Source organism: Candidatus Clostridium radicumherbarum (genome assembly GCF_045310525.1).
Taxonomy (GTDB): domain Bacteria; phylum Bacillota; class Clostridia; order Clostridiales; family Clostridiaceae; genus Clostridium_AT; species Clostridium_AT radicumherbarum.
In genome coordinates this window covers 206,660-229,268 of record NZ_JBJHZY010000004.1, presented here as the reverse complement: position 1 = coordinate 229,268, position 22,609 = coordinate 206,660, and the positions used below count along the sequence as shown (strand labels likewise).

17 protein-coding genes are annotated in these 22,609 nt (G+C 29.0%); all 17 read left to right on the top strand.

Translation table 11 applies throughout. From position 1 onward, the window contains the following. The first annotated feature begins 326 nt into the window (after positions 1 to 326). Entirely contained in the window at positions 327 to 2,060 is a 1,734-nt protein-coding gene (locus ACJDUH_RS17090) for a phospho-sugar mutase (RefSeq protein WP_406766420.1), read from the top strand. A 21-nt stretch (positions 2,061 to 2,081) separates the two neighbouring features. After that, positions 2,082 to 3,146, top strand: coding sequence for a tetratricopeptide repeat protein (locus ACJDUH_RS17085; RefSeq protein WP_406766419.1), 1,065 nt, complete (start codon positions 2,082 to 2,084; stop codon positions 3,144 to 3,146). Positions 3,147 to 3,258: 112 nt separating this feature from the next. Continuing rightward, positions 3,259 to 4,158: a UTP--glucose-1-phosphate uridylyltransferase GalU gene (gene galU / locus ACJDUH_RS17080; protein WP_406766418.1), complete on the top strand. Its 900-nt coding sequence runs from the start codon at positions 3,259 to 3,261 to the stop codon at positions 4,156 to 4,158. A gap of 191 nt (positions 4,159 to 4,349) precedes the next feature. After that, positions 4,350 to 6,191, top strand: coding sequence for a polysaccharide biosynthesis protein (locus ACJDUH_RS17075; protein ID WP_406766417.1), 1,842 nt, complete (start codon positions 4,350 to 4,352; stop codon positions 6,189 to 6,191). A 44-nt stretch (positions 6,192 to 6,235) separates the two neighbouring features. Further along, the gene (locus tag ACJDUH_RS17070; RefSeq protein ID WP_406766416.1) at positions 6,236 to 7,552 is read left to right on the top strand and encodes a nucleotide sugar dehydrogenase; all 1,317 of its coding nucleotides are present in this window, start codon (positions 6,236 to 6,238) and stop codon (positions 7,550 to 7,552) included. Positions 7,553 to 7,693: 141 nt separating this feature from the next. Further along, positions 7,694 to 8,905, top strand: a complete 1,212-nt coding sequence (locus tag ACJDUH_RS17065; RefSeq protein WP_406766415.1) for a glycosyltransferase — start codon at positions 7,694 to 7,696, stop codon at positions 8,903 to 8,905. Continuing rightward, on the top strand, positions 8,902 to 10,008 hold the full coding sequence (locus ACJDUH_RS17060; protein ID WP_406766414.1) for a glycosyltransferase: 1,107 nt from the start codon (positions 8,902 to 8,904) through the stop codon (positions 10,006 to 10,008). The genes ACJDUH_RS17065 and ACJDUH_RS17060 overlap by 4 nt, the downstream gene beginning before the upstream one ends. Positions 10,009 to 10,085: 77 nt before the next feature. Beyond that, entirely contained in the window at positions 10,086 to 11,084 is a 999-nt protein-coding gene (locus ACJDUH_RS17055) for a GNAT family N-acetyltransferase (protein WP_406766413.1), read from the top strand. Positions 11,085 to 11,088: 4 nt separating this feature from the next. Next, the gene (locus ACJDUH_RS17050) at positions 11,089 to 12,465 is read left to right on the top strand and encodes a polysaccharide deacetylase family protein (protein ID WP_406766412.1); all 1,377 of its coding nucleotides are present in this window, start codon (positions 11,089 to 11,091) and stop codon (positions 12,463 to 12,465) included. Positions 12,466 to 12,483: 18 nt separating this feature from the next. Continuing rightward, complete coding sequence (murJ, locus tag ACJDUH_RS17045) at positions 12,484 to 14,019, top strand: murein biosynthesis integral membrane protein MurJ (RefSeq protein WP_406766411.1); 1,536 nt, start codon at positions 12,484 to 12,486, stop codon at positions 14,017 to 14,019. A 32-nt stretch (positions 14,020 to 14,051) separates the two neighbouring features. Further along, the gene (locus ACJDUH_RS17040) at positions 14,052 to 15,149 is read left to right on the top strand and encodes a Gfo/Idh/MocA family protein (protein ID WP_406766410.1); all 1,098 of its coding nucleotides are present in this window, start codon (positions 14,052 to 14,054) and stop codon (positions 15,147 to 15,149) included. 102 nt (positions 15,150 to 15,251) lie between these two features. After that, positions 15,252 to 15,992 (top strand): acyltransferase, encoded by a 741-nt coding sequence (locus ACJDUH_RS17035; protein WP_406766409.1) that lies wholly within the window; start codon positions 15,252 to 15,254, stop codon positions 15,990 to 15,992. Between the two features lie 15 nt (positions 15,993 to 16,007). Next, on the top strand, positions 16,008 to 17,345 hold the full coding sequence (locus ACJDUH_RS17030) for an ABC transporter substrate-binding protein (protein WP_406766408.1): 1,338 nt from the start codon (positions 16,008 to 16,010) through the stop codon (positions 17,343 to 17,345). Between the two features lie 42 nt (positions 17,346 to 17,387). Further along, the gene (locus tag ACJDUH_RS17025) at positions 17,388 to 18,812 is read left to right on the top strand and encodes an O-antigen ligase family protein (RefSeq protein WP_406766407.1); all 1,425 of its coding nucleotides are present in this window, start codon (positions 17,388 to 17,390) and stop codon (positions 18,810 to 18,812) included. A 47-nt stretch (positions 18,813 to 18,859) separates the two neighbouring features. Then, positions 18,860 to 19,894 (top strand): glycosyltransferase family 2 protein, encoded by a 1,035-nt coding sequence (locus tag ACJDUH_RS17020; protein ID WP_406766406.1) that lies wholly within the window; start codon positions 18,860 to 18,862, stop codon positions 19,892 to 19,894. Between the two features lie 211 nt (positions 19,895 to 20,105). Further along, positions 20,106 to 21,233: a glycosyltransferase family 4 protein gene (locus tag ACJDUH_RS17015; protein ID WP_406766405.1), complete on the top strand. Its 1,128-nt coding sequence runs from the start codon at positions 20,106 to 20,108 to the stop codon at positions 21,231 to 21,233. A gap of 116 nt (positions 21,234 to 21,349) precedes the next feature. Continuing rightward, positions 21,350 to 22,603 (top strand): O-antigen ligase family protein, encoded by a 1,254-nt coding sequence (locus ACJDUH_RS17010; RefSeq protein WP_406766404.1) that lies wholly within the window; start codon positions 21,350 to 21,352, stop codon positions 22,601 to 22,603. Positions 22,604 to 22,609 lie beyond the last annotated feature (6 nt).

Sequence of the window (22,609 nt, the reverse complement as noted above, 5' to 3'; positions counted from 1 at the left end):
TTTAAGCTTATTTACTTTAAAGGGGTAATATAAAGTAAGAATACCATATTGTAGACTTACTTTATATTACTCTTTTTTAATGTATAATGTTTCAAAAAAGTAAGCCGTAGTTAATGATGAAAAAATTTATAATAGGTTTAAAAAATAAAGTATATTATAGCCAAAAAGTTCAAGATACAAAAATATAGTCTATTTCCTAAATTTTATAGTATAATATAGATGTTGTTCAAGCGTAAATAAGTAAATGAAACAATACTTACTTACATTCGAGAGGCACAATGTTTAATAATCATTGTGTGCATGGTTTGGAATACAGGAGGGAGTTTATGGATTATAGACAGAAATATGAATTATGGATTAGTTCAAAAAAAGTTGATACTAAAACTAAAGAAGAATTAATGAATATAACTGATGAAAAGGAATTGGAAGATAGATTTTATAAAGAATTAGAATTTGGTACTGGCGGCTTAAGAGGAATCATAGCTGCTGGAAGTAATAGAATGAATGTTTATACTGTTGGTAAGGCAACTCAAGGTCTAGCACATTATTTACTAAATATGTACAAGAATGATATTTCTGTAAGTATAGCTTATGACTGTAGAATTATGTCCAAAGAGTTTGCTGAGACTGCAGCATTGGTACTTTGCGGTAATGGTATAAAAGTAAACCTCTTTGACGCTTTAAGGCCTACACCTATGTTATCCTATGCTGTAAGGTTATTAAAGTCAAAGGCAGGTATTGTTATAACAGCTTCTCATAATCCGAAAATTTATAATGGCTATAAGGTTTATGGAGAAGATGGTGGACAGGTAACTGATGAAGCTGCAAAGGAAATATTAAATTATATAAATGAAGTAGATAACTTCAATAAGATTAGAAGTATTTCTATGGAAGAGGCAGTAAAGAGGGGATATCTTAATATTATCGGTGAAGAAGTTGATAAAAGCTATTTTGAAAGAGTAAAAGGTCTTACATTAAGGAGTGAATTAGTTAAAGCTAGAGCAAAGGATTTAAAAATAATTTATACTCCTATTCATGGTAGTGGTAATATACCTGTAAGACGAGTTCTAAAGGAACTTGGCTATGAAAATGTATTTGTAGTTAAGGAGCAGGAAACGCCAGATGGAACCTTCCCAACTGCAGCCTATCCAAATCCTGAAGAACCTAAGGTTTTTGAATTAGCTCTTAAAATGGCAGAGAAAATAAAGCCCGATATTATATTTGGTACTGATCCTGACTGCGATAGAATAGGAGTTGTAGTTAAGGACAATAATGGAGAATATAGGGTTTTATCAGGTAATCAAACTGGAGTATTATTATCAAATTATATCTTGAATTCACTAAAAGAAAAGGATAAGCTTTCAAAGGACGGAGCAATTATTAAAACTATTGTAACTTCAGAACTTGCTGCTAGAATATCTGAAAACTATGGAGTGGAAATAATAGATGTATTGACTGGTTTTAAATATATAGGGGAAAAGATAAAAGATTTTGAAGAAACCAATACAAAAGACTTTATTTTCGGTTTTGAAGAAAGCTTTGGGTATTTAGCAGGTGATTTTGTTAGGGACAAGGATGCAGTTATAGCCTCAACTCTAATCAGTGAAATGGCACTTTTTTATAAAACTAAAAATATGAGTTTATATGACGCTTTAATTGAATTATATAACAAGTATGGATATTATAAAGAAAGCTTGATTTCTATTGAACTTAAAGGCAAGGAAGGACAAGAAAAAATAGAAAAAGCTCTTGAATTTTTAAGACATTCTATGAAGTCAAGAGTTAATGGTACAAAAATTATAAAGAAAATGGATTATAGATTAAGTATTGAAAAAGATTTGATAAGTATTAAGGAAAATATTATTAATCTACCTAAATCTAATGTACTTAAGTTTATTTTAGAGGATAATTCCTGGTTTGTAGTAAGACCTTCAGGTACTGAACCTAAAATGAAGATATATCTTTCTTGTATAGGGCAGAGTGAAGAGGATGCAGAGAAAAAGCTAGATGAATTCAAAAATAGTATTATTGAGATAGTAAATCTTGCATGCAGTAAATAATAATAGTAAAGAGGTAAATTTATGGAGTCATATTTTTCAGAGAGATTATCTTCTGTTTTATTTTTAGAAATTAACAAGAATAAGCTCATGACATTATTTAATGTTTTTTTAGAAGAAAATGCATATATGCCTATAAAGTCCAGTAAGCTTATTGCTGATATTAAATCAGGAAATAATTTAAACGAAATTTCAATTAATAATTTTTTAGAAGGTATGTTCTACGTATTGGGCATAGATGAAAAATTTAAATATAATCATATTTATTTAGATATGATTGTAAATTTTAATGGTGCAATTTCTTACATTAAAAATTTAGTTTTTAATGAAATTAATAAAGAAAACTATGAAGATGCCTATATTTTTATAAAAGGCTTAGTGAATGTTGAAAAGAATGAGGAAAATTATGAAAAGCTTATTTTCTTAGCAGAAATATTAAGAGAAAAAGATAAAGATTTTACAAATGAAGAATTGTCTATAATTACAAAAGCAAAGGAAATAGAAAATTTCTCTATTCCATATTTATATGAAGCTTTAATTAATAAGGATAATGGAGATTATGAAGCTGCTTTACTTTCAATAACAACTTATATTTCTAAAGGCGGCATAAAAACCTCTGAAATAATTGAGCTTATGCATTCTTTAAAAAGTATTGTGAATTATGAAGAAGGAAAGAGCATTTTATATGAAGATCCAGACAAAGCTTTAAAGCTTCTTATACCTCTATTAGAGGAGTATAGTGATAATGCTGCCCTATTTTTTAATATAGCAGTAGGTTACAGAATACTAGAAAATTACGAAAAGGCCATATACTACTTAAATGAAGCTCTAGAAATAGACGATGCCTTAGTAGAAGTAGTAAATGAATTAGGAATTAATTATGCATCTTTAGGTGACTTTGATAAAGCTATTTTATATTTAAGAAAAGCTTTTGAAGCAACAAAGTCAGTTGAGATATGTACTAATCTTATTATGTGCTATATGGATGCAGGAGATTTAAAGCAAGCCAAAAACCATTTGGAAATTGCAAAGAAACTTGACAGCAAGGATGAAATAGTTGTAAAACTTGCTGCCCTATTAGAAAAATAATTATGTATAAACATATATTAATAAATTAAGAATTATACAATAGTTATTTGTAATTTTAGCTTTATTAGAATATAATTTGTTTGAATCACTTATTTTGAAGGGAGAACTGTATATGAAAGTTAAAAAGGCTATTATACCAGCCGCTGGTCTAGGTACAAGATTCTTACCAGCTACAAAAGCACAGCCTAAAGAAATGCTGCCAATTGTAGATAAACCAACAATACAGTACATAATTGAGGAAGCAGTTGCATCAGGTATTGAAGAAATACTAATAATAACTGGAAGAAATAAAAGAGCTATAGAGGATCACTTTGATAAATCTGTAGAATTAGAGCAAGAATTAGAAACTCATAATAAGCAGGAATTGCTTACTATGGTTAGAGATATATCAAATATGGTAAATATATATTATATAAGGCAAAAGGAGCCTAAAGGCCTTGGTCATGCTATAAGCTGTGCCAAAACCTTTGTAGGTAAAGAACCATTTGCCGTAATGCTTGGTGATGATGTAGTAGATAGTAAAACACCTTGCCTAAAACAATTAATTGATTGTTTTAACGAATATAAAACAACTATACTAGGAGTTCAGGAAGTACCGGCTGAAGATGTTTCAAAATATGGAATAGTTAAGGGAATGCATATTGAAGACAGGGTGTATAAGGTTAAGGATCTAATTGAAAAGCCCAAACCAGAGGAAGCACCTTCAAATATAGCTATTTTAGGCAGGTATATAATAACACCTCAGATTTTTGATATTCTTGAAAACACTGTTCCTGGTAAAGGAGGAGAAATTCAACTGACAGACGCATTAAAAGTGCTTATTCAAAGTGAGGCAATGTATGCCTATAATTTTGAAGGCAGAAGATATGATGTAGGGGATAAACTAGGATTCTTAGAAGCTACAGTTGAATTTGCCCTTAAGAGAGAAGAATTAAGAGAGCCATTTATGGAGTATTTACTCACTATTAAAGAAAATCCTAATTTTAAAGAGCTATATAACGAATTTAAATAAATTTCTTAAAATATTTTTTTGTTATTTAATACCTATTCAAATTAGGACAGTTAATTATCAAAACTGTCCTAATTTTACGCATTATTTTGCTCACATATCTAAATAGCAGAAAAACGTTGAATATTTTTTGAAATGTTGTAAAATGGTTTATGTAGTGCTGTTATCTTATTGTTAATTTAGGAAGTGATAAAGTGAAGAATCAAAAAACTTTCGTTTTCATTGATATATTACTAGTTGTATTTTCTCTTTATGCGGCGTTACTTTTAAAGTTTGATTTTAATATACCAAATGAATATTTATCTTTTTTTAAGCTGAGTATTATACCTTTGTTAGTTTTAACGATAATATTTAATTCGATTTTTAATTTGTATAAACATATTTGGAAATATGCATCAGTTGAAGAATTAATTTCTATAATTTACTCAATTTCATTAACTAGCATTGGTTTCGTAGTTTATAGTTATTTTATTAACTATAAATTATTAGAAAATCAATATTTTAGATTTCCATTTACAGTGCATATAATATTTTGGATACTAAGTACTATTCTTTTAGGAGGAACTAGATTTGCCTTCAGGGTAAGCGAAGGTCTGCAAAGGAATACAATAAAGGAAGAGAAGTTAGTTAGATTATTAATTATTGGTGCAGGAGATGCAGGGGCTATGCTTATAAAGGAAATTAAGAAGCATAGTGAGCTAAATTACGATATTATAGGTATAATAGATGATGATAATTCAAAAATTGGCAAGAATATTAATGGAATAAAGGTCTTAGGAAATAGGAGCAAAATTGTTAATACCTGCAAAGAATATGATGTGGATGAAATTATACTTTCAATACCATCAGCTGACTATCAAACTCAAAGAGAAATATTAAAGATATGCAAAAATACTAAATGCAAGTTAAAAACCGTTCCTGGAATATATGAAATATTGGATGAGAAAGTAAGCATGAACAAAATTAGAGATGTTAAAATAGAGGATTTACTGGGTAGGGAACCTGTTAAACTAAATAATGAAAATATTAATAAATATATTATGAATAAAACAGTTCTGGTAACTGGAGGAGGGGGCTCTATAGGCTCGGAACTTTGCAGACAAATTGCAAGATTTAATCCTAAACAGTTATTAATACTTGATATCTACGAAAATAATGCTTATGAACTTCAGATGGAATTAAATTATATATATCCTAAGCTAAATATGAAGGTAATCATTGCTTCTGTGAGAGATTTTGAAAGGCTTAAATCTATATTTAATACATATAAGCCTGATGTTGTATTTCATGCTGCTGCTCACAAGCATGTTCCCTTAATGGAGGATAATCCGCAAGAAGTAGTAAAAAATAATATATTAGGTACCTATAATGTTGCAAAATGCAGTGATTTATTTAGCGTTAAGAAATTTGTTTTGATAAGCACAGATAAAGCAGTAAATCCTACCAATATAATGGGTGCTTCAAAGAGATTTTGCGAAATAATTATTCAAGCTTTAAGCAAGGTCAGTAAAACAGAGTATGTTGCCGTTAGGTTTGGAAATGTTCTTGGAAGTAATGGAAGTGTTATACCTCTCTTTAAAAAACAGATTGAACATGGTGGTCCAGTGACAGTTACACATCCTGAGATTACAAGGTTTTTTATGACTATTCCTGAAGCTGCTCAGCTTGTAATTCAAGCTGGTTCTATAGCTAAAGGTGGAGAAATATTTGTATTAGATATGGGGGAACCTGTAAAGATTGCTGATTTAGCTAGAGATTTAATAAGTCTAAGTGGACTTCAGCCAGACAAGGATATAAAAATAGAATATTCAGGTTTAAGACCTGGAGAAAAGCTATATGAAGAACTGTTAATGGATGAAGTTGCATTAACCTCAACGGAACATAAAAAAATATTCGTAGAAAAGCCTGCTGATTATGATATTGATTATTTAAATAATTCCATTGAAGAATTCAAAGATGTAATTTATAAAGATGACGAAGATGTATATAAATTAATGGAGAAAAAAGTACCAACCTTTAACAGGCAAAAGCAATAAATTATTTAATTGAATAAAACAAAGGTTAAGGAGGATTTTAAAAAATGACTAAATTAAAAGAAGATTTGATTTTAAAATTAAAAAATAAAACTGCTAAACTTGGGGTAGTTGGATTAGGATACGTTGGTCTACCACTTGCAGTGGAAAAGGCTAAAGCAGGTTATGAAGTTATTGGCTTTGATGTTCAAGACAGCAAAGTACAAATGGTAAATGACGGCGTTAACTATATTGGAGATATTGTTGATGAAGATTTAAAGAAATTAGTTGAAGGGAGCAGACTTAAGGCTACTACTGATTTTAGCTTTGTTGCTGATGTAGATGCAGTATCAATATGTGTTCCTACACCACTTGATAAATATAAGCAACCTGATTTATCCTATGTGGTAAATTCTTCTAGAAGTGTTGCAAAATATATGCATAGGGGACTTTTAGTTGTTCTTGAAAGTACAACTTATCCAGGTACCACTGAAGAGGTATTAAAACCAATCTTAGAAGAAAGTGGACTTAAATGTGGTGAAGATTTCTTCTTAGCATTCTCACCAGAAAGAGTAGATCCAGGTAACAAAGAATATAAAACTAAAAATACTCCTAAGGTTGTAGGAGGATGCACTCCTGAGTGTACTGAAGTTGCTGCAATGCTTTATAGAAGCGTTTTAGAAAGTGATGTTATGGAGGTATCTTCTCCAGCTATTGCAGAAATGGAAAAGATATTAGAAAATACCTTTAGAAATATTAATATTGCCTTAGCAAATGAGATGGCAATTCTTTGCAAAAAAATGGGTATTGATGTTTGGGAAGTTATTGAAGCTGCCAAAACAAAGCCTTATGGTTTCATGCCATTTTATCCAGGTCCAGGACTTGGTGGGCATTGCATACCACTAGATCCATTTTATTTATCCTGGAAGGCTAGAGAGTATGATTATCATACTAAATTGATAGAAACTTCAGGTGAAATTAATGACTATATGCCTGAGTTTGTAATGGAAACTGCTATGAAGCTTTTAAATACTCACAAAAAGTCTTTAAATGGCGCTACAGTTTTATTACTTGGTGTTGCTTATAAAAATGACATTGATGATTTAAGAGAATCACCAGCTTTAAAGGTTATAGAACATCTAGAGAAGAATGGTGCAAATGTTATATATAATGATCCATATATTCCAAAATTCAAGCATAACAAAAAGGAATATGTTTCAGTAAATTTACAAGAAAATTTAGAAACAGCTGATATAGTCATTATAACTACAAATCACAGCTGCTATGATTATCAAGAAGTTGTGAATAAAGCTAAACTTTTATATGATACTAGAAATGCTACAAAGAATGTGGTAGAAAACAGAGAAAAAATACACAAACTTTAATTTTTGTTTGGGTATATTAAAAGATAATAATTTATTAATAGGTAGACATAATTATTTTTTATAATGTCTACCTATACTTTTGATAACTCATAGTTAATACATGTGTATATTAGTTTATTTATGAAAGTGAGCCCACATATTATGAAAGTATTAATAATATCACATATGTATCCTTCCACATTTAATGAAATGTCGGGAATATTTGTTCATCAACAAGTGAAAGCTTTAATTAAGCAGGGATGTGAAGTAAAGGTAATTTCGCCTATACCGCTATCAGTTTTCCCCATGAACATAATGAGCAGTAGATGGAAAAAATATTCTATGGTACCAAAATTTCAGCTTAGAGATAATGTGGAAATATATTATCCAAGATATGTAGAATTCCCTAAAGGAATGTTTATGGAATACTCAGGATATTTTATGTACTTAGGCATTAAAGATACTATAAAAGAGATTTATAATAATTTTAAGTTTGATATTATACAATCTCATGTTGCGTTACCTGATGGTTATGCAAGTATTTTAGTAAGTAAAAGATATAACATACCGCAAGTGGTAACGGTACATGGCCAAGATTTACAGTATACTATTTTTAAAAATGAGAAATGCAAAAAGAAATTATTTAAAACTTTTAATTTCGTAGACAAAATTATAACTGTAAGTAATAAATTAAAAGAAGTAGTTAAAACTGAGAATTTTTACAATAAAATGACGGTTATTAATAATGGTGTTGATTTAGATGAAATTAATGAGATAAGAAAAGAAATCAATACGTATAAAAATAATAGCGAATTTAGAATCGTAAGTGCATCCAATTTGATTAAAACTAAGGGAATCGATTTAAATATAAAAGCAGTCTCAATATTGCTTAAGAAGTACCCTGGTATTAAATATTACATAATAGGTGACGGTGAGGAAAAAAACAACTTACAGGAATTAGTTAATTCCTTAAATTTAAACAAGAACATTTTTTTCTTGGGGAAGTTAGAACACAAAGAAGTAATAAAATATATGTTTAATGCTAATATTTTTAGTATGCCTAGCTGGCAAGAAGGCTTTGGTATGGTATATATTGAAGCTATGGCTTGCGGCAAACCTGTTATAGGTGTACAAGGGGAAGGCATACAGGATGCAATAATAGATAAAGAAAATGGGTTGCTTGTTAACCCACAAAATATAGAAAGCTTAGTTCAAGCTATAGATTTTTTAATTTCTAATCCGGATAAAGCTGATTATATTGGAAAAAATGCTAAAGAAAGTGTAATTAATAATTTTACCTGGGATATAAATGCTAAAAAGACAGTTGAAATCTATGAACACATTTCAAAGGCTAGTGGAGGTAAAATAATATGAGAATATGCCATATATCAACAGTTCATCCTTTATTAGATGATAGAATTTTTTATAAAGAGTGCACTACTTTAGCTGAAAGCGGATTTGAGGTATTTTATGTTGTAACTCATGATAAAAGAGAAACAATAAATGGAGTGAATATTATTCCATTATCAAAAAATGAAAATAGATTTCATAGAATATTTTTTAAAGGATGGGAAGCTCTAAAGAAAGCCTTGGATATAAATGCAGACATTTATCACTTTCATGATCCAGAGCTGCTATTTATTGGTTCAATTTTAAAATTAAAAGGTAAAAAAGTTGTGTATGATGTACATGAAGATGTACCACTTCAAATCTTGAATAAAGAATGGCTAGGTAATATTTTTGTTAGAAAGATGATCTCTAAGATTTTTAATTTTATAGAGAAAAATTTAGCAAAAAAATATGACGGAATTGTAACAGTAACTACAGATATAGTGGATAAATTCTACATGAATAAAAACGTAATTTTACTCAGAAATTTTCCTGTACTAGCTATTATTGAAAAGGCTGAGGAAGCTAAAATGGAGAAAGAGAAGCCAATTTTAATTTATGCTGGAGGACTAACAAAAATAAGAGGTATAAAAGAACTTATACAGACTGTAGGCCTCTTAAATGGAAAGGCTGAACTATGGCTTCTTGGAAAATGGGAAAGCGGTGAGTTTGAAAAGGAATGTAGAGAAATTGAGGGATGGAAATATTCAAAATATCTAGGTCTAATACCAATGGAAAATGTATACTCCTATATGAAAATAGCAGATATTGGTATGTGTACCCTGCATCCTACTCAGAATCATTTAACTAGCTGGCCTGTAAAGGCATTTGAATATATGGCTTGTGAAATTCCAATTGTTATGTCTAATTTTACCTACTGGATGAGCGAATTTAAGGAAAGTGCTGTATTTGCCGATCCTAAATCTGCAGATGACATTGAAAGGGTTGTTAATGAATTATTGCAAAATAAGGATCTGAGCGATAAAATTGTAAAATCAAATAAAGCTTTAGTTAAAGAAAAGTTTTCTTGGGAAGCTGAAAGCAAAATGTTAACACAATTGTATGAAAAAGTTCACAATAAAAATTGACTATTTAAAATAATAAAAGGTATAATTAAGGGGTTAATTTGTAGAAACAAAATTAAACCTGTAATTGGAGCGTAATTATGTTAAAAGAGGCTGACATAAGATTTTTGAAAGAGGATGAATTTGTGGCTTGGGATGAGTTTGTGGAAAATTCTCCACAAGGATCAATATTTAGTAAGAGTTACTGGCTAAAAGCTGTTTCAGATGAATTTAAAATATTAGTATGTAGGCAAAATAATAAAATAATTGGTGGAATTGCTTTACCTAGTATATATGGTAAGTTCTATAGAAATCCGAAATTGACTCAAAAGCTTGGGATTATACTTAATGCAGATAAGGGCTCCAAGTATTGCAATAGTATTTCTAAACAAATGGACATAATAGAGGCCTTGATTAAGAATCTGCCTAAATTTAAATTATTTGATTATAGCTTTAGTAAAAACTTTACTAATTTTCTACCTTTACTTTGGAATAAATTTAAGGTTAACATAAAATACACATATTTAATTGAGGATTTAACAGATTTAGATAAAGTTTATAGTGGATTTGATAATGATTTGAAATATGAAATCAAAAAAGCTATAAAAAATAATATTAGCATTATAGAAAATAATTCAATTGATGAATTTTATGAAATAAATAAAAAAACATTTGAAAGACAAAATATAGAAATACCTTATAGTTTAGAATTCTTAACAAAGCTTGATAAAATTATGGATGAGAAAAAAAGCAGAAAAATACTTTTTGCTAAAGATGAATCTAATAAGCTGATAGCGGCAGTGTATTTGATATATGATAGAAATTGTACCTATTACTTAATGGGTGGGGCAGATCCAGAATATAGAAACACTGGAGTGCAGAAATTACTAATTTGGGAAGCAATTAAATTTGCATCAAAAGTATCAAAAACCTTTGATTTTGAAGGCTCAATGATACAAAATATCGAAAAAGGATTTAGAGAGTTTGGTGGAACTCAAACAATTATTCATAATGTTTATAGAAGTGATATAATCACAGAAATGTTTTTCTACGTGGCAAAAAAAAATAGAGAATTAATAAGGAAAGTATTTAAGGTGTAGAAAAGTGATAAACTTAGTGATAGATAAAAATCTGAAGGATAAAAGAAAAATAATATATACTTTTTATTATTTGGTAGAAAATATATTTGATGAAGTCCAAGTTTCCTATGATTTTATAGAAGATGCTATTAACATTTATTATGGTGCTAATATTCAAGCAAGAAATGGAATAATAATACCAGTTCTAAAAGAAAGTGAACCTAAAAGGCTTTATTTACATAATTATGAGGAGGATACTTTTGCAAGTTTTGAGGAAAAATGCGAAATTCCTTTTATAAAGAAAGATAATGTCATTTTTTTTAACTATGACATATTTTTAAGCTCGATTTATTTTATTAGTTGTGAAGAAGAATATGTATGCATGAAAAGAGATAGAATTAATCGATTTTTAGCAGAGTTCAGTGAAAAGAAGGATTCAATAAAAACACCATTCTTTGATATAAATTCTGCCATTTTATATAAAGCACTTATAAAACTTAATCCAAATTTGACTTTAAAAAGAAATGGCTTTGAAATATATCTTACACATGATATTGATAATGCAGATAGTAGAAATCGATATGTTTTTTTGCATAATTTTAAGAACCTGATTTCAAAAAAGAATAAGCCATTTTTTATGAAATTTACTACTCTTCTGCAGGAATGTTTATTTAATAGATATAAAAACATTTTAAAATATATGGAACTTGAGAGTAGTTATGGCGCAAAATCAGAATTCTATTTTATTCAAGGAAAAAAACATAGATATGGGAGCAGATATAAACTAAGTAAAGTAAGGTCAGAGCTTGAAAAAATAAAGGAAAGCAAGGATTTTATCATTGGGCTTCACACTAATTTCTTTTCCTATGATGACAAAGATAAAATAAGAGAAGAAATAAACGCAATCGAAAAATATGCTGATGTTAAAATTTTAAGCTGCAGAAATCATTACTTGAGATTTAAGGTGCCTGAAACCTGGGATATACTAAAGAATTCTGGGTTAAAATTTGATACTACATTAGGCTATGCAGATAGTAATGGCTTTAGAGCTGGTACTACAAAAGCATTTTTACCTTATAATCTTAAAAATAATGAAGTAATTAATATTTATGAAATTCCTCTTTCTATAATGGATGTATCTATTATGGAGAAACCAATGACTTCAGAAGAAAAGTGGAATGAAATTAAATATATAATAGATCAAGTCAAAAGAAACAGAGGAACATCCTCAGTTCTTTGGCATGAAGATGTATACAATTATAGAAATTATAGAGATGTGTATGAAAAAATGCTAAATTATATAAAAGCAAATGAAGGCGAATTTGTAAATTATAAAGATTTAGAAAATCGATTAAAAAAACAGAAAGAAGAATTATATAGACTTTTCAACTCTGTAGAGTAACTATGCGTGGGGGAAACTATGGCTAAAATAAGTACTAAAAATTTGGCGAAATACAGCGCCATGATTTCATTGATTCTTATCTTAAGCAAGGTCGTTGGCTTTGTTCGAGAAATGCTTGTTGCAACTCAATTTGGGGCAAGTAGGGAATCAGATATTTTTAAAACTGCAACAAGGATACCTAACTTGTTTTACAGCGTTGTTGCCGCAGCACTTTTAACAAGTTTTATTCCTATTTTTTCATCCTTTAAGAATGATGAAAAAAAAGCGAACTTATTTTTTAATAATATCTTTAATGTACTATTTTTATTATGTGCAATTTTATCAATTATAGGAATGGTATTTACTCCACAGATTACAAAGCTTTTTGTTTCAGGCTTTAATAATGCAGATTTTATAAGAACATATAATATGACACGGATTTCAATGCCTTCAATCATTTTTTTAGCTTTAAGCGGTTTGCAGCAGGGATATCTTAATTCATATGGAATTTTTCTGCAGCCTGCATTAACTAGTATTATATCCTCTATTATTATGATAATAGGTATGATGTTTGTAGGTAAGTTTGGTATTGCAGCAGCAGTTATAGGATTTTTTTTAGGAGCAGTTGCTCAAGTTATTTTTCAATTACCTTTTATGAAAAACTATAAATTTAAATTTTATATAAATTTTCATGATGAAAATGTAAAAAAAATGCTTTTATTATCTGTTCCAATTATTATCAGCAGTGCAGTATCGCAGGTTAATGTAATAGTTGATAGTACCTTTGCATCAAACTTAGCTCGCGGCAGCATGTCAATTATTGATTATGCTAGCAAAGTTAGCACTATTATAAATCAAGTTTTTATAGTTTCAATTACTACAATATTTTATCCTATGTTAACTGAAAAGTATGCTTTAGGCAGTAAAGAGGATTTTAAGGATTTAATCATAAAATCTTTAAATATAGTTGTTATAATAGCTATACCTTTAATTATAGGTATGATAATACTTAGCACCCCACTTGTTAGGTTGTTGCTGCAGCATGGCAAATTTAATAGCAGTGATACTGTAGTAACAGCATTATGTTTAAGGGTATTAGCCCTTGGAACCTTAGGTTATTCCCTTATAGACATATTAGGGAAGGTGTTTTTCTCCGTTAAGGATACAGTAACACCTATGATAAATGGAATTATTACTGTAGGCTTAAATATATTATTTATTGTTATTTTGGTACCTAGAATGGGAATAAGCGGGTTGTCTACTGCTACAACTACATCAGCTAGTATAATTGCAACTGTAATGATATTTGAATTAAAATATAAGTTAAAGGATTTAAGATTTAATGCCTTTATTAAAGTACTTTTAAAAGCTTTAATAGCTGGAGGAATAATGGGTGCCATTGTTGGTTTAACCTATAAATATTTAGGGGTATTATTTAATAATGAAGGTAGCCTTGTATTGGCTATTAAGATAACTATTGAGGCAATTATAGGAATTGCTGTATATATTGCAGCGTTGTATATCCTAAAGGTAAAGGAACTGGAATCGCTCATAGCTTTAAGAAAGAGAAAGTAGTATATTTTTTAAAATAAAGGAGTGCTTATTAAATGAAAAAGTTAAGATTTGCAATAATTGGTTGTGGAAGAATATCTTATAAACATGTTGAAGCTTTACTAAGAAATAGAGAGAGTGCTACACTCGTGGCAGTATGTGATGTTGTTAAGGCTAATGCTGAAACAAGAAAAAACGAATATGAGAAGGCTAATGTAGAAAATCAAGTTAAAGTATATGAAGATTACAAAAAGATGCTTGAAGAGGAACAAATTGATATTGTTACTATTGCTACTGAAAGTGGATATCATCCAGAAATTGCTATTTATTGTATGGAAAAGGGTAAGCATGTAATCTGCGAAAAACCAATGGCATTATCTATAGAAGACGCAGATAAAATGATTGAAACCTCAAGAAAATATAATGTAAAACTTGCTGTATGTCATCAGAATAGATTTAATTTACCTGTGGAGCAACTTAGAGGAGCTATAGAAGAAAATAGATTTGGAAAACTTATAAATGGTACTGCGAGAATTCTTTGGAATAGAAATATGAGTTATTATACACAGGCTCCTTGGAGAGGTACGTGGGAATTAGATGGCGGTACCCTTATGAATCAGTGTATACATAATATTGATTTACTTCAATGGATGCTTGGCGGAGAAATAGATACAGTCTATTCTCAGTGCGATACATATTTAAGAGACATTGAAGGAGAGGACTTTGGAGCAATAATAATAAGATTTAGAAATGGAGCTATAGGAATTGTAGAAGGAAGTGCTTGCGTTTATCCCAAAAACTTAGAAGAGACCTTAAGTATATTTGGTGAAAGTGGAACAGTCTGCATTGGAGGACTCGCAGTTAATAAAATCGAAACTTGGAGATTCGCGGATGGTAGAGACAATGAAGAAGAAATTATAAAGGCCCAGGATGTTGATCCTGACACTGTTTATGGTTATGGTCATTCTCCTTTATTTGCAGATGTTATAAATGCAGTAAATAATAATACCGAACCTTTAATTAATGGAGAGGAAGGTAAAAAAGCTATGTCTATAATATTGGCAGCTTATAAATCAAGATTAACAGGACTTCCTGTAAAGTTTCCACTTGAAAAGTTCTCTTCTATAGAAATGAAACAAGTAAGAAGTAAATAAATCTTGACTCATATACATTTTGATTATTTTATAATAAATTAAGTTGACATTAGGTATTTTGCATAAAAGTTTAAGAGTTTCTGTTATTAAGGAGTGAAGCAAATGAATTATATATCTGATAATGCCATATTAGGAGAAAATATTAAATTCGGACATTTTACGGTTATTCATGACAATGTAAAGATTGGAGATAATTGTATTATAGGCAGTGGAGTTATAATACATGAAAATTCTGTGATAGGAAACAATGTAAGAATAGATGATAATACAATTATAGGAAAGCTTCCAATGAGATCTGTAAACAGCATTTTTAAAAATGATGAAAAGCTTAACCCTGCCCTAATCGGAGATGACTGCTTAATAGGTGCTGGAGTAATTATATATGCTGGCTGTGAAATAGGTATCAAAACTTTGGTTGCTGACCTTTCTACAGTAAGGGAAAATGTAAAAATTGGTGAGAAAAATATAATTGGAAGAGGTGCAGCTATAGAGAACTTTACAAACATAGGCAATAATTGCAAAATAGAAACAAATGCTTATATTACTGCATACTCAACCATAGAAAATAATGTATTTATTGCTCCAGGAGTTGTTACATCAAATGATAATTTCGCCGCTCGCTCAAAAGAAAGATATAATCATTTTAAAGGGGTAACAGTTAAAACAGGTGGCAGAATTGGAGCACAAGCTACTATACTACCCGGAAGGATTATTGAAAATGATGGTTTTGTGGCAGCTGGCAGTGTTGTTACTAGAGATGTTAATGCTGAAAAGATAGTAGCTGGTAATCCTGCTAAGGAATTAAGAAATGTACCAGAAGATCAACTATTAAAAAACCAATAGCAGTGGAGGCAACATATGAAAAAGAATCTGTCAAAATATGTACCATACCTAATTGTTGTAGTTCTTCTTTTAACTGTTTCTATTTTCTTAAAAATAAAAATTACAAATGATGAAAAAATCAAAGCAGTAATTCCTGATGAAATGAAGAATAAGCAGATAGTAACTATTTGGATTAGAGATGGCGCAGACAGCAAGACTAGAGAATATCAAGTGGATAAATTTAATAAAGCTAATAAGGATATTTATATAGATCTTAAGGTGTATAATACTAACGATTATTTTAACTATCTAAGAATGGCTTTAGCTTCAGACAAAAAAGTTGATATATTTCAGTATGGATATTATGAATTATTAAAAAATTCTAATCTATTAAATATTGACGATTTAGGATTAGACAAGTCTTTGATTAACAGAGATAATTTATTAAATTTTGAAGGTAAGCCATATGGCGTAAAGGTCTTAGGTAATGACGTTAAATTAATATGGAATAAGGATATTTTTAAGGAAGCAGGTCTTGATCCTAATAAGCCTCCTAAAACATGGGATGATTTAATTAAGTATTCACAATTAATTAAGGAAAAGTGTCCCGGTATAGTTCCATTTGAATTTCCAGCCTCAACTTGGGGTGAGCTAAAATCTTCAATAGGTGAAATTGCAGCAAATCAAGGTCCTATTTATACGACCTTTTGGAATTACAAGGATGGGAAATATGATTTTTCCTACGCCAAAGATATATTATCAAAATTTAATTATATTTATAATAATGGACTAACTATAAACAGCTTGGATAAAAATTCTACCGAAGATGTAAGAAAAGACTTCTATGAGAAAAAAACAGCTATGACTATAAGTACATATGAAGATAAAACCTATTATACGAATATAGTACCATTGAACTTTTCTACTGGTGTAGATAATTTACCTAAATTAAAACTAAGCGATACAGAAAACTACTTTTATACAGAAAATTATTCCGCTTTAGTAGTAAATAAAAATATTACTAATAAAGAGGCTGTTAAAAAAGTTTATGAATGGCTTCTCAGTGAAGATGTAAACAATGAATTATATAAAACTGGCATTGTACTGCCATCGAATTTTAATAATAAAGGAACTTCAGGTGGCTTGTATGGTGAATATAATAATGCAAGCAACTTTTCACATGAGACTCTAGATCCAACTAATTATACTAATTACAACCCAGAAATGACAAGGAAATTACTTGTAGATGCAATTGAAGGAAAAGAAAAAATAGATGATGTAATCAATACCTTAAATTCAAATTATGCAGGCTATGTTAACTTTATAGAAAAGGCTGATGGGCTGGACTTTAACAAATATAAAATTAACAAATAGTCCACTAAATGAAGAAATCAAGCAATATGGAAGGTGCAGGGCATGAATTTAAAATTTTTTAACAGAAAGCAATATATATTGTTTTCAATTTTTGGGATAATTTCTGTGGTATTAAGTTTATTATTTTTCAAAGAATTAGGAATAAAAGATGCTGGTATGTTTTTCCTAGCAACCTGGTTACTTCTAATAGAGATTTATCTAATAAAGTTTGATATAAAATTATCCATATTACTTTTCATAATATCTTTTCCAATAATGGCTACTGCTAGAAAAATATGTTACTTTGATTTTTTATTTTTCAAAGTAACATATGAAACAATTTTTATTACAATATTGTTTTCTTGTAATATTAAAAAGGTGAATTCTTTATTTAAGGAATATACAAAGGACAAAAAGAGTAAAGCATTTAAATTTGTAATGCTTTTAGTTACTTTAGTTATTTTTGCTTATAACAGTTCTATATTTTCTATTAATGTATACAGCAGCATAACTGAAATTTTTATTTCAATAATTATACCAATTATGTTTATGTTCACTGTAATAGCTAATTTTGAAAAAGATGATATTAAAAAGATTGCGTATGCTTTAATAATTAGTATTAGCTTTAGCTGTCTCTACGGTTTTCTACAAATATTTTTATATCATATACCACTTAATGCAATAAGCAGCAATAGGGAATATTTAACTTTTGGTTATCACAATATTAATATCTTTGCATGTATTCTAATGATGATAATGCCATATTTACTACAGGCTATACTTTATGAAAAGAAGACTAAAAGAGAGAAGACATTTTTAAGTTTTGCACTAGTTGTAAGCATGATAGCATTATTCTTAACTTATACAAGAGGGGCTTGGCTTGCATTTTTACTTGTAATATTTTTAATTTTACTTAGTAAAAAATATAGAAAATTTATATATGGTTTAGGCATAATATTTATTGTCATTGCAAAACCATTAATTTCGTTTATATTAAGTAGAGGAACAAGTACTAGTATTTTAACTGACGAATCAGCAATAGCCAGAGTACAGTCTATTTTTACAAGCATTAGAATTATGATGGATTATCCATTTGGAACTGGCGCAGCAACATATGCTGATATGTATAAAAGGTATTTAGATGCAGGTTATATGCTTATGCCAGAGGGGTTAAGGAGCAGCATCCATGTTGCAACCTATGCTTTAGAAAATGCACATAATCTATGGTTACAAATTGGAGTAGAATTTGGTATTATATGTTTAGTAGTTTATTTATTAATTTTTATAAATAGGGTTCACGCTACTTTAAAAAATTATTCTATAAATAGGGCAAGTTTTATCTCCTTAACAATGTTTTTAGTTTTTACTATACTTACAGGATTTGAATTTAATCACAAAGGTGTAATTACTAATAATCTAATTTTATGGTTAGTCTTTGCTATGATTGAAATTAGTAATAATAATTATATATACAAAAATAATGCTTAGCATGAAAATTGTGATTATAAATTTGCTGAATTATTAAGGAGTGAAAAATGAATAAGTTAATTAATAATGGCAAAGTCACTATAGTTATACCCTGCAGAAATGAAGAGAAGTATATAGCTAATTGCTTAGATTCCTTTATAAATCAATCTTATCCTAAGGAATTACTTGAGGTTTTCGTCTGTGATGGAATGTCTACAGATGGAACAAGGGATATAGTTAATACCTATCAAGCTAATTATAATAATATAAAATTATTAGATAATTTTGGATTAACAGCACCAAAGGCAATGAATCTTGGTATAAGCCAAAGTAATTCGGAATATATTATTATTTTCGGTGCCCATGCAAATGCACATGTTGATTTTGTTAAAAACAATATTGAGGTATTAAGAGATAAAACTATAGGCTGTGCTGGCGGGTTATTAGAGACAATTAATAACAGTGATAAAGGAAAGGCTATTGCATATGCTATGAGCTCTCCCTTTGGAGTAGGCAATGCACTTTTTAGATATGCAAATAAAGAAACATATGTGGATACAGTTGCTTTTGGTGCATATAGAAGAGAAGTTTTAGAAGAAATTGGGTATTTCGATGATGAGTTGGTAAGAAATCAAGATGACGAGCTAAATTTTAGAGTTATTAAAGCAGGATATAAAATACTCTTGTCACCAAAAATTAAATCTAGATATTATAGCAGAGCTTCCTTGAGCAAGTTATGGAAGCAGTATTATCAATATGGCTTTTGGAAGGTAAGAGTAATGCAAAAACACGGAAGGACGGCAGCTCTTAGACATCTTGTTCCTATGATATTTACTATTGTTAATGTTCTAGGGTTTCTATTAAGCTTTTTCAGTAAAAATATTTTATATCTTTGGATTACAGAATTAATAATATATTTTATATGCAATATTATATGTGCAGCAAAAGCGTCAAAAAAGGAGTATAAACTAATCAAATACATAAGTACTGCCTTTCTCATTTTACATTTAAGCTATGGAGTGGGATTTATAAATGGCTTATTTAATTTTTATGTATTAAAATCAAAGAAGGTAATTGAAAAAAACACAAAGACCTCAAGATAATTTATTCTCACAAAATATGAACAAACTGTAAACATTATATCATTTGTTCATAAATTATTATCTAAATGAACATCTAACTGTCATATAAACTTTTTATAATTTATCTGTAAGTCATTGTTCATTTGATAAGAATTTGTTAAAGCTTTAAGGAAGTAAGTTCATAAGGAATTTACAATTAAGGCTTATAAAATGATATGGTTGGTGAGAATAAATGAAAATTTGTATGTTAACTTCAGGGCACAATGTCTATGACAGCAGGATATATTATAAAGAAATACTATCCTTAAAAAAGTATTATAATGAAATTTATTTGATTGCACCTGGTGAAAGAAATTTCACTACCAGGGATGGAATTAAAGTTTTATCTTTTAAAAAGAGAAAATACTGGTTCGATAGAATTAGACCTATGAAAGATATGCTTGAATTAGCTAAGGGTATACAAGCAGATGTATATCATGCTCATGAACCCGATTCACTAGGAGTAGCTATAAAGTTAAAAGAAAAAACTGGGGCAAAAATAATTTACGATTCCCATGAATATTATCCTGAAAGTTTTTCTGAGCATTTTCCAGTAGGCAAAAAACTAGCTGAGAAATGTATATATAATTATGAAAAACATTTAGCTGAGAAAGCAGATTGTGTAATTACTGTTAATAATTTATTAGTAAATAAATTTAAAAGATATAGTAAGAATGTAGTACTTTTGCCTAATTATCCAGTTTTTTCTGAGAAAGTTAGGAAAAAAGTATTTAACAAAATACCAACTTTTGTTTACGTTGGAGGTCTAAGTGAAGAAAGAGGAATATTGAATATATTAAAAAGTATTAAACTAGTAAATGGAAATTATAAATATATTTTTGTAGGACAATTTTGGAGCGAAGAATTTAAGAATAAAGTGTTTGCTTATATTAATAAGAATTTACGTAATAAAGATATAATTTTTACTGGAAAAATACCACACCCTGAGGTGGCAAAATATTTAGAAGATGCCTCAGCAGGTTTTGTATTACTTAGGTCTACAAATTGGAGATATGTTAATTCTGAGCCTATTAAATTATTTGAGTATATGCAAAATAGAGTACCAGTAATTGCTAGTGATTTTCCTATGATGCGTGCTATTGTTAATGAGTCTAACTGTGGTGTATTAGTTAATCCAGAGGACACTCATTCCATTGCTAGAGCAATAGAAAATATAGCTAATAACTCTCAGGATTTATTAGAAATTGGTCAAAATGGGTATAGAAGTGCAAAGAAAAAGTATAACTGGAAGATTTTAGAACCGGCATTTATAAATATGTACAAAGACATTAATGACGAAGAATACGCAAAATCAAATTAACATAATAATATAAATTAAAAATTCAATGAAGAAAATGATTAATTCTAAAAAGCTTACGATACTGCTAAGGCGGTTAACTATTAATATTATTGATTTCACAAGATTGGAGTTTTCTTATGGATAAATTGAGAAAAGTGTTTATTTATATTTTATATCTTTACGTTATAGCATTACCTTTATTACCTAGTAAATTTAAATTTAAGGGGATTCCACTTGATGGTGACAGCATATTAGCACTGTTAATATTGCTTTACTTACTGAAAATTTTAATTGATAGAGAAAGCAGAACAAGATTCATTAATGGATTAAGAAACTTTTTTAAAGATTATCTCAACATTTTTATCTTTTTGTGGATTGCAATGATGTATGTTTCTGTACTTTATGCTAAGGATAAAACTTTAGCTTTAAGCGAAACCATAAGATTTACAACCTATGCAGTGCTCTTTTATATTATCAAATATGATATTACTGAAAAGAAAGTATTGGATAACATATTGAAATTATATATATTTGTATCAATGCTTATTGGTACTATAGGAATTATTGAATCCTTTGAAGGATTTGGAATTAGTTCCTCAAGTGCCACTAGATTTATTAATTTAATTAGAGTATCCTCCACTTTAGAAAATGCCAATAATTTAGGAGTATTTTTCATTTTAATTTTCTTCCCTTTATTAGTATTGTTTATTAAGGAAAATAACAAGCTGAAAAAAAGTATGTATTTTTTATTTACTTTAATATCAGTGTTTAATATAATTATTTCTGGATCAAGAAATGCTATTTTAGCATTAATTATCGGAATCCTTTTATTAATAATTATGTATAACTACAAGATTATCTATATTTTATTAGCGGGCACAGGCATATCATTACTTGTACCTCAAACTTTTAATATAATAAAGGCTTTAGGAAGTAAATTTCAAGATCCAGGCAGAATAAAGCTTTGGGAAATAGCACTATACATAATAAAGGATCATCCAATTCTAGGAGTAGGCAACGGAAATTATAGAACTTATTATCCGATGTACACTAAGTATGTAAAGAACATTGAATATTATGCTCGTGATAATTTTCATCCACATAGCATTTTCCTAAAAGCACAAAGTGAACTTGGAATTTTTGGGCTGTTTTCCTTAGTAGGTATGCTTATATCATCAGTTGCAAAAATTATTAAGTTCTCTTCTAAGGTTGAAGATAAATTTTACAAATATTTTTATAAAGGCTTTACTGCATCTATAATAGCATTTATCTTTATGAATTCTATTGATAACTTCTTTTCAGCACCTAAAGTTATAGCATTTTTTTGGATTCTTTTAGCAGCTGCGGAATCATATCAATATAATATTAAAAATGGATATTTAAAATATTAGTTATGA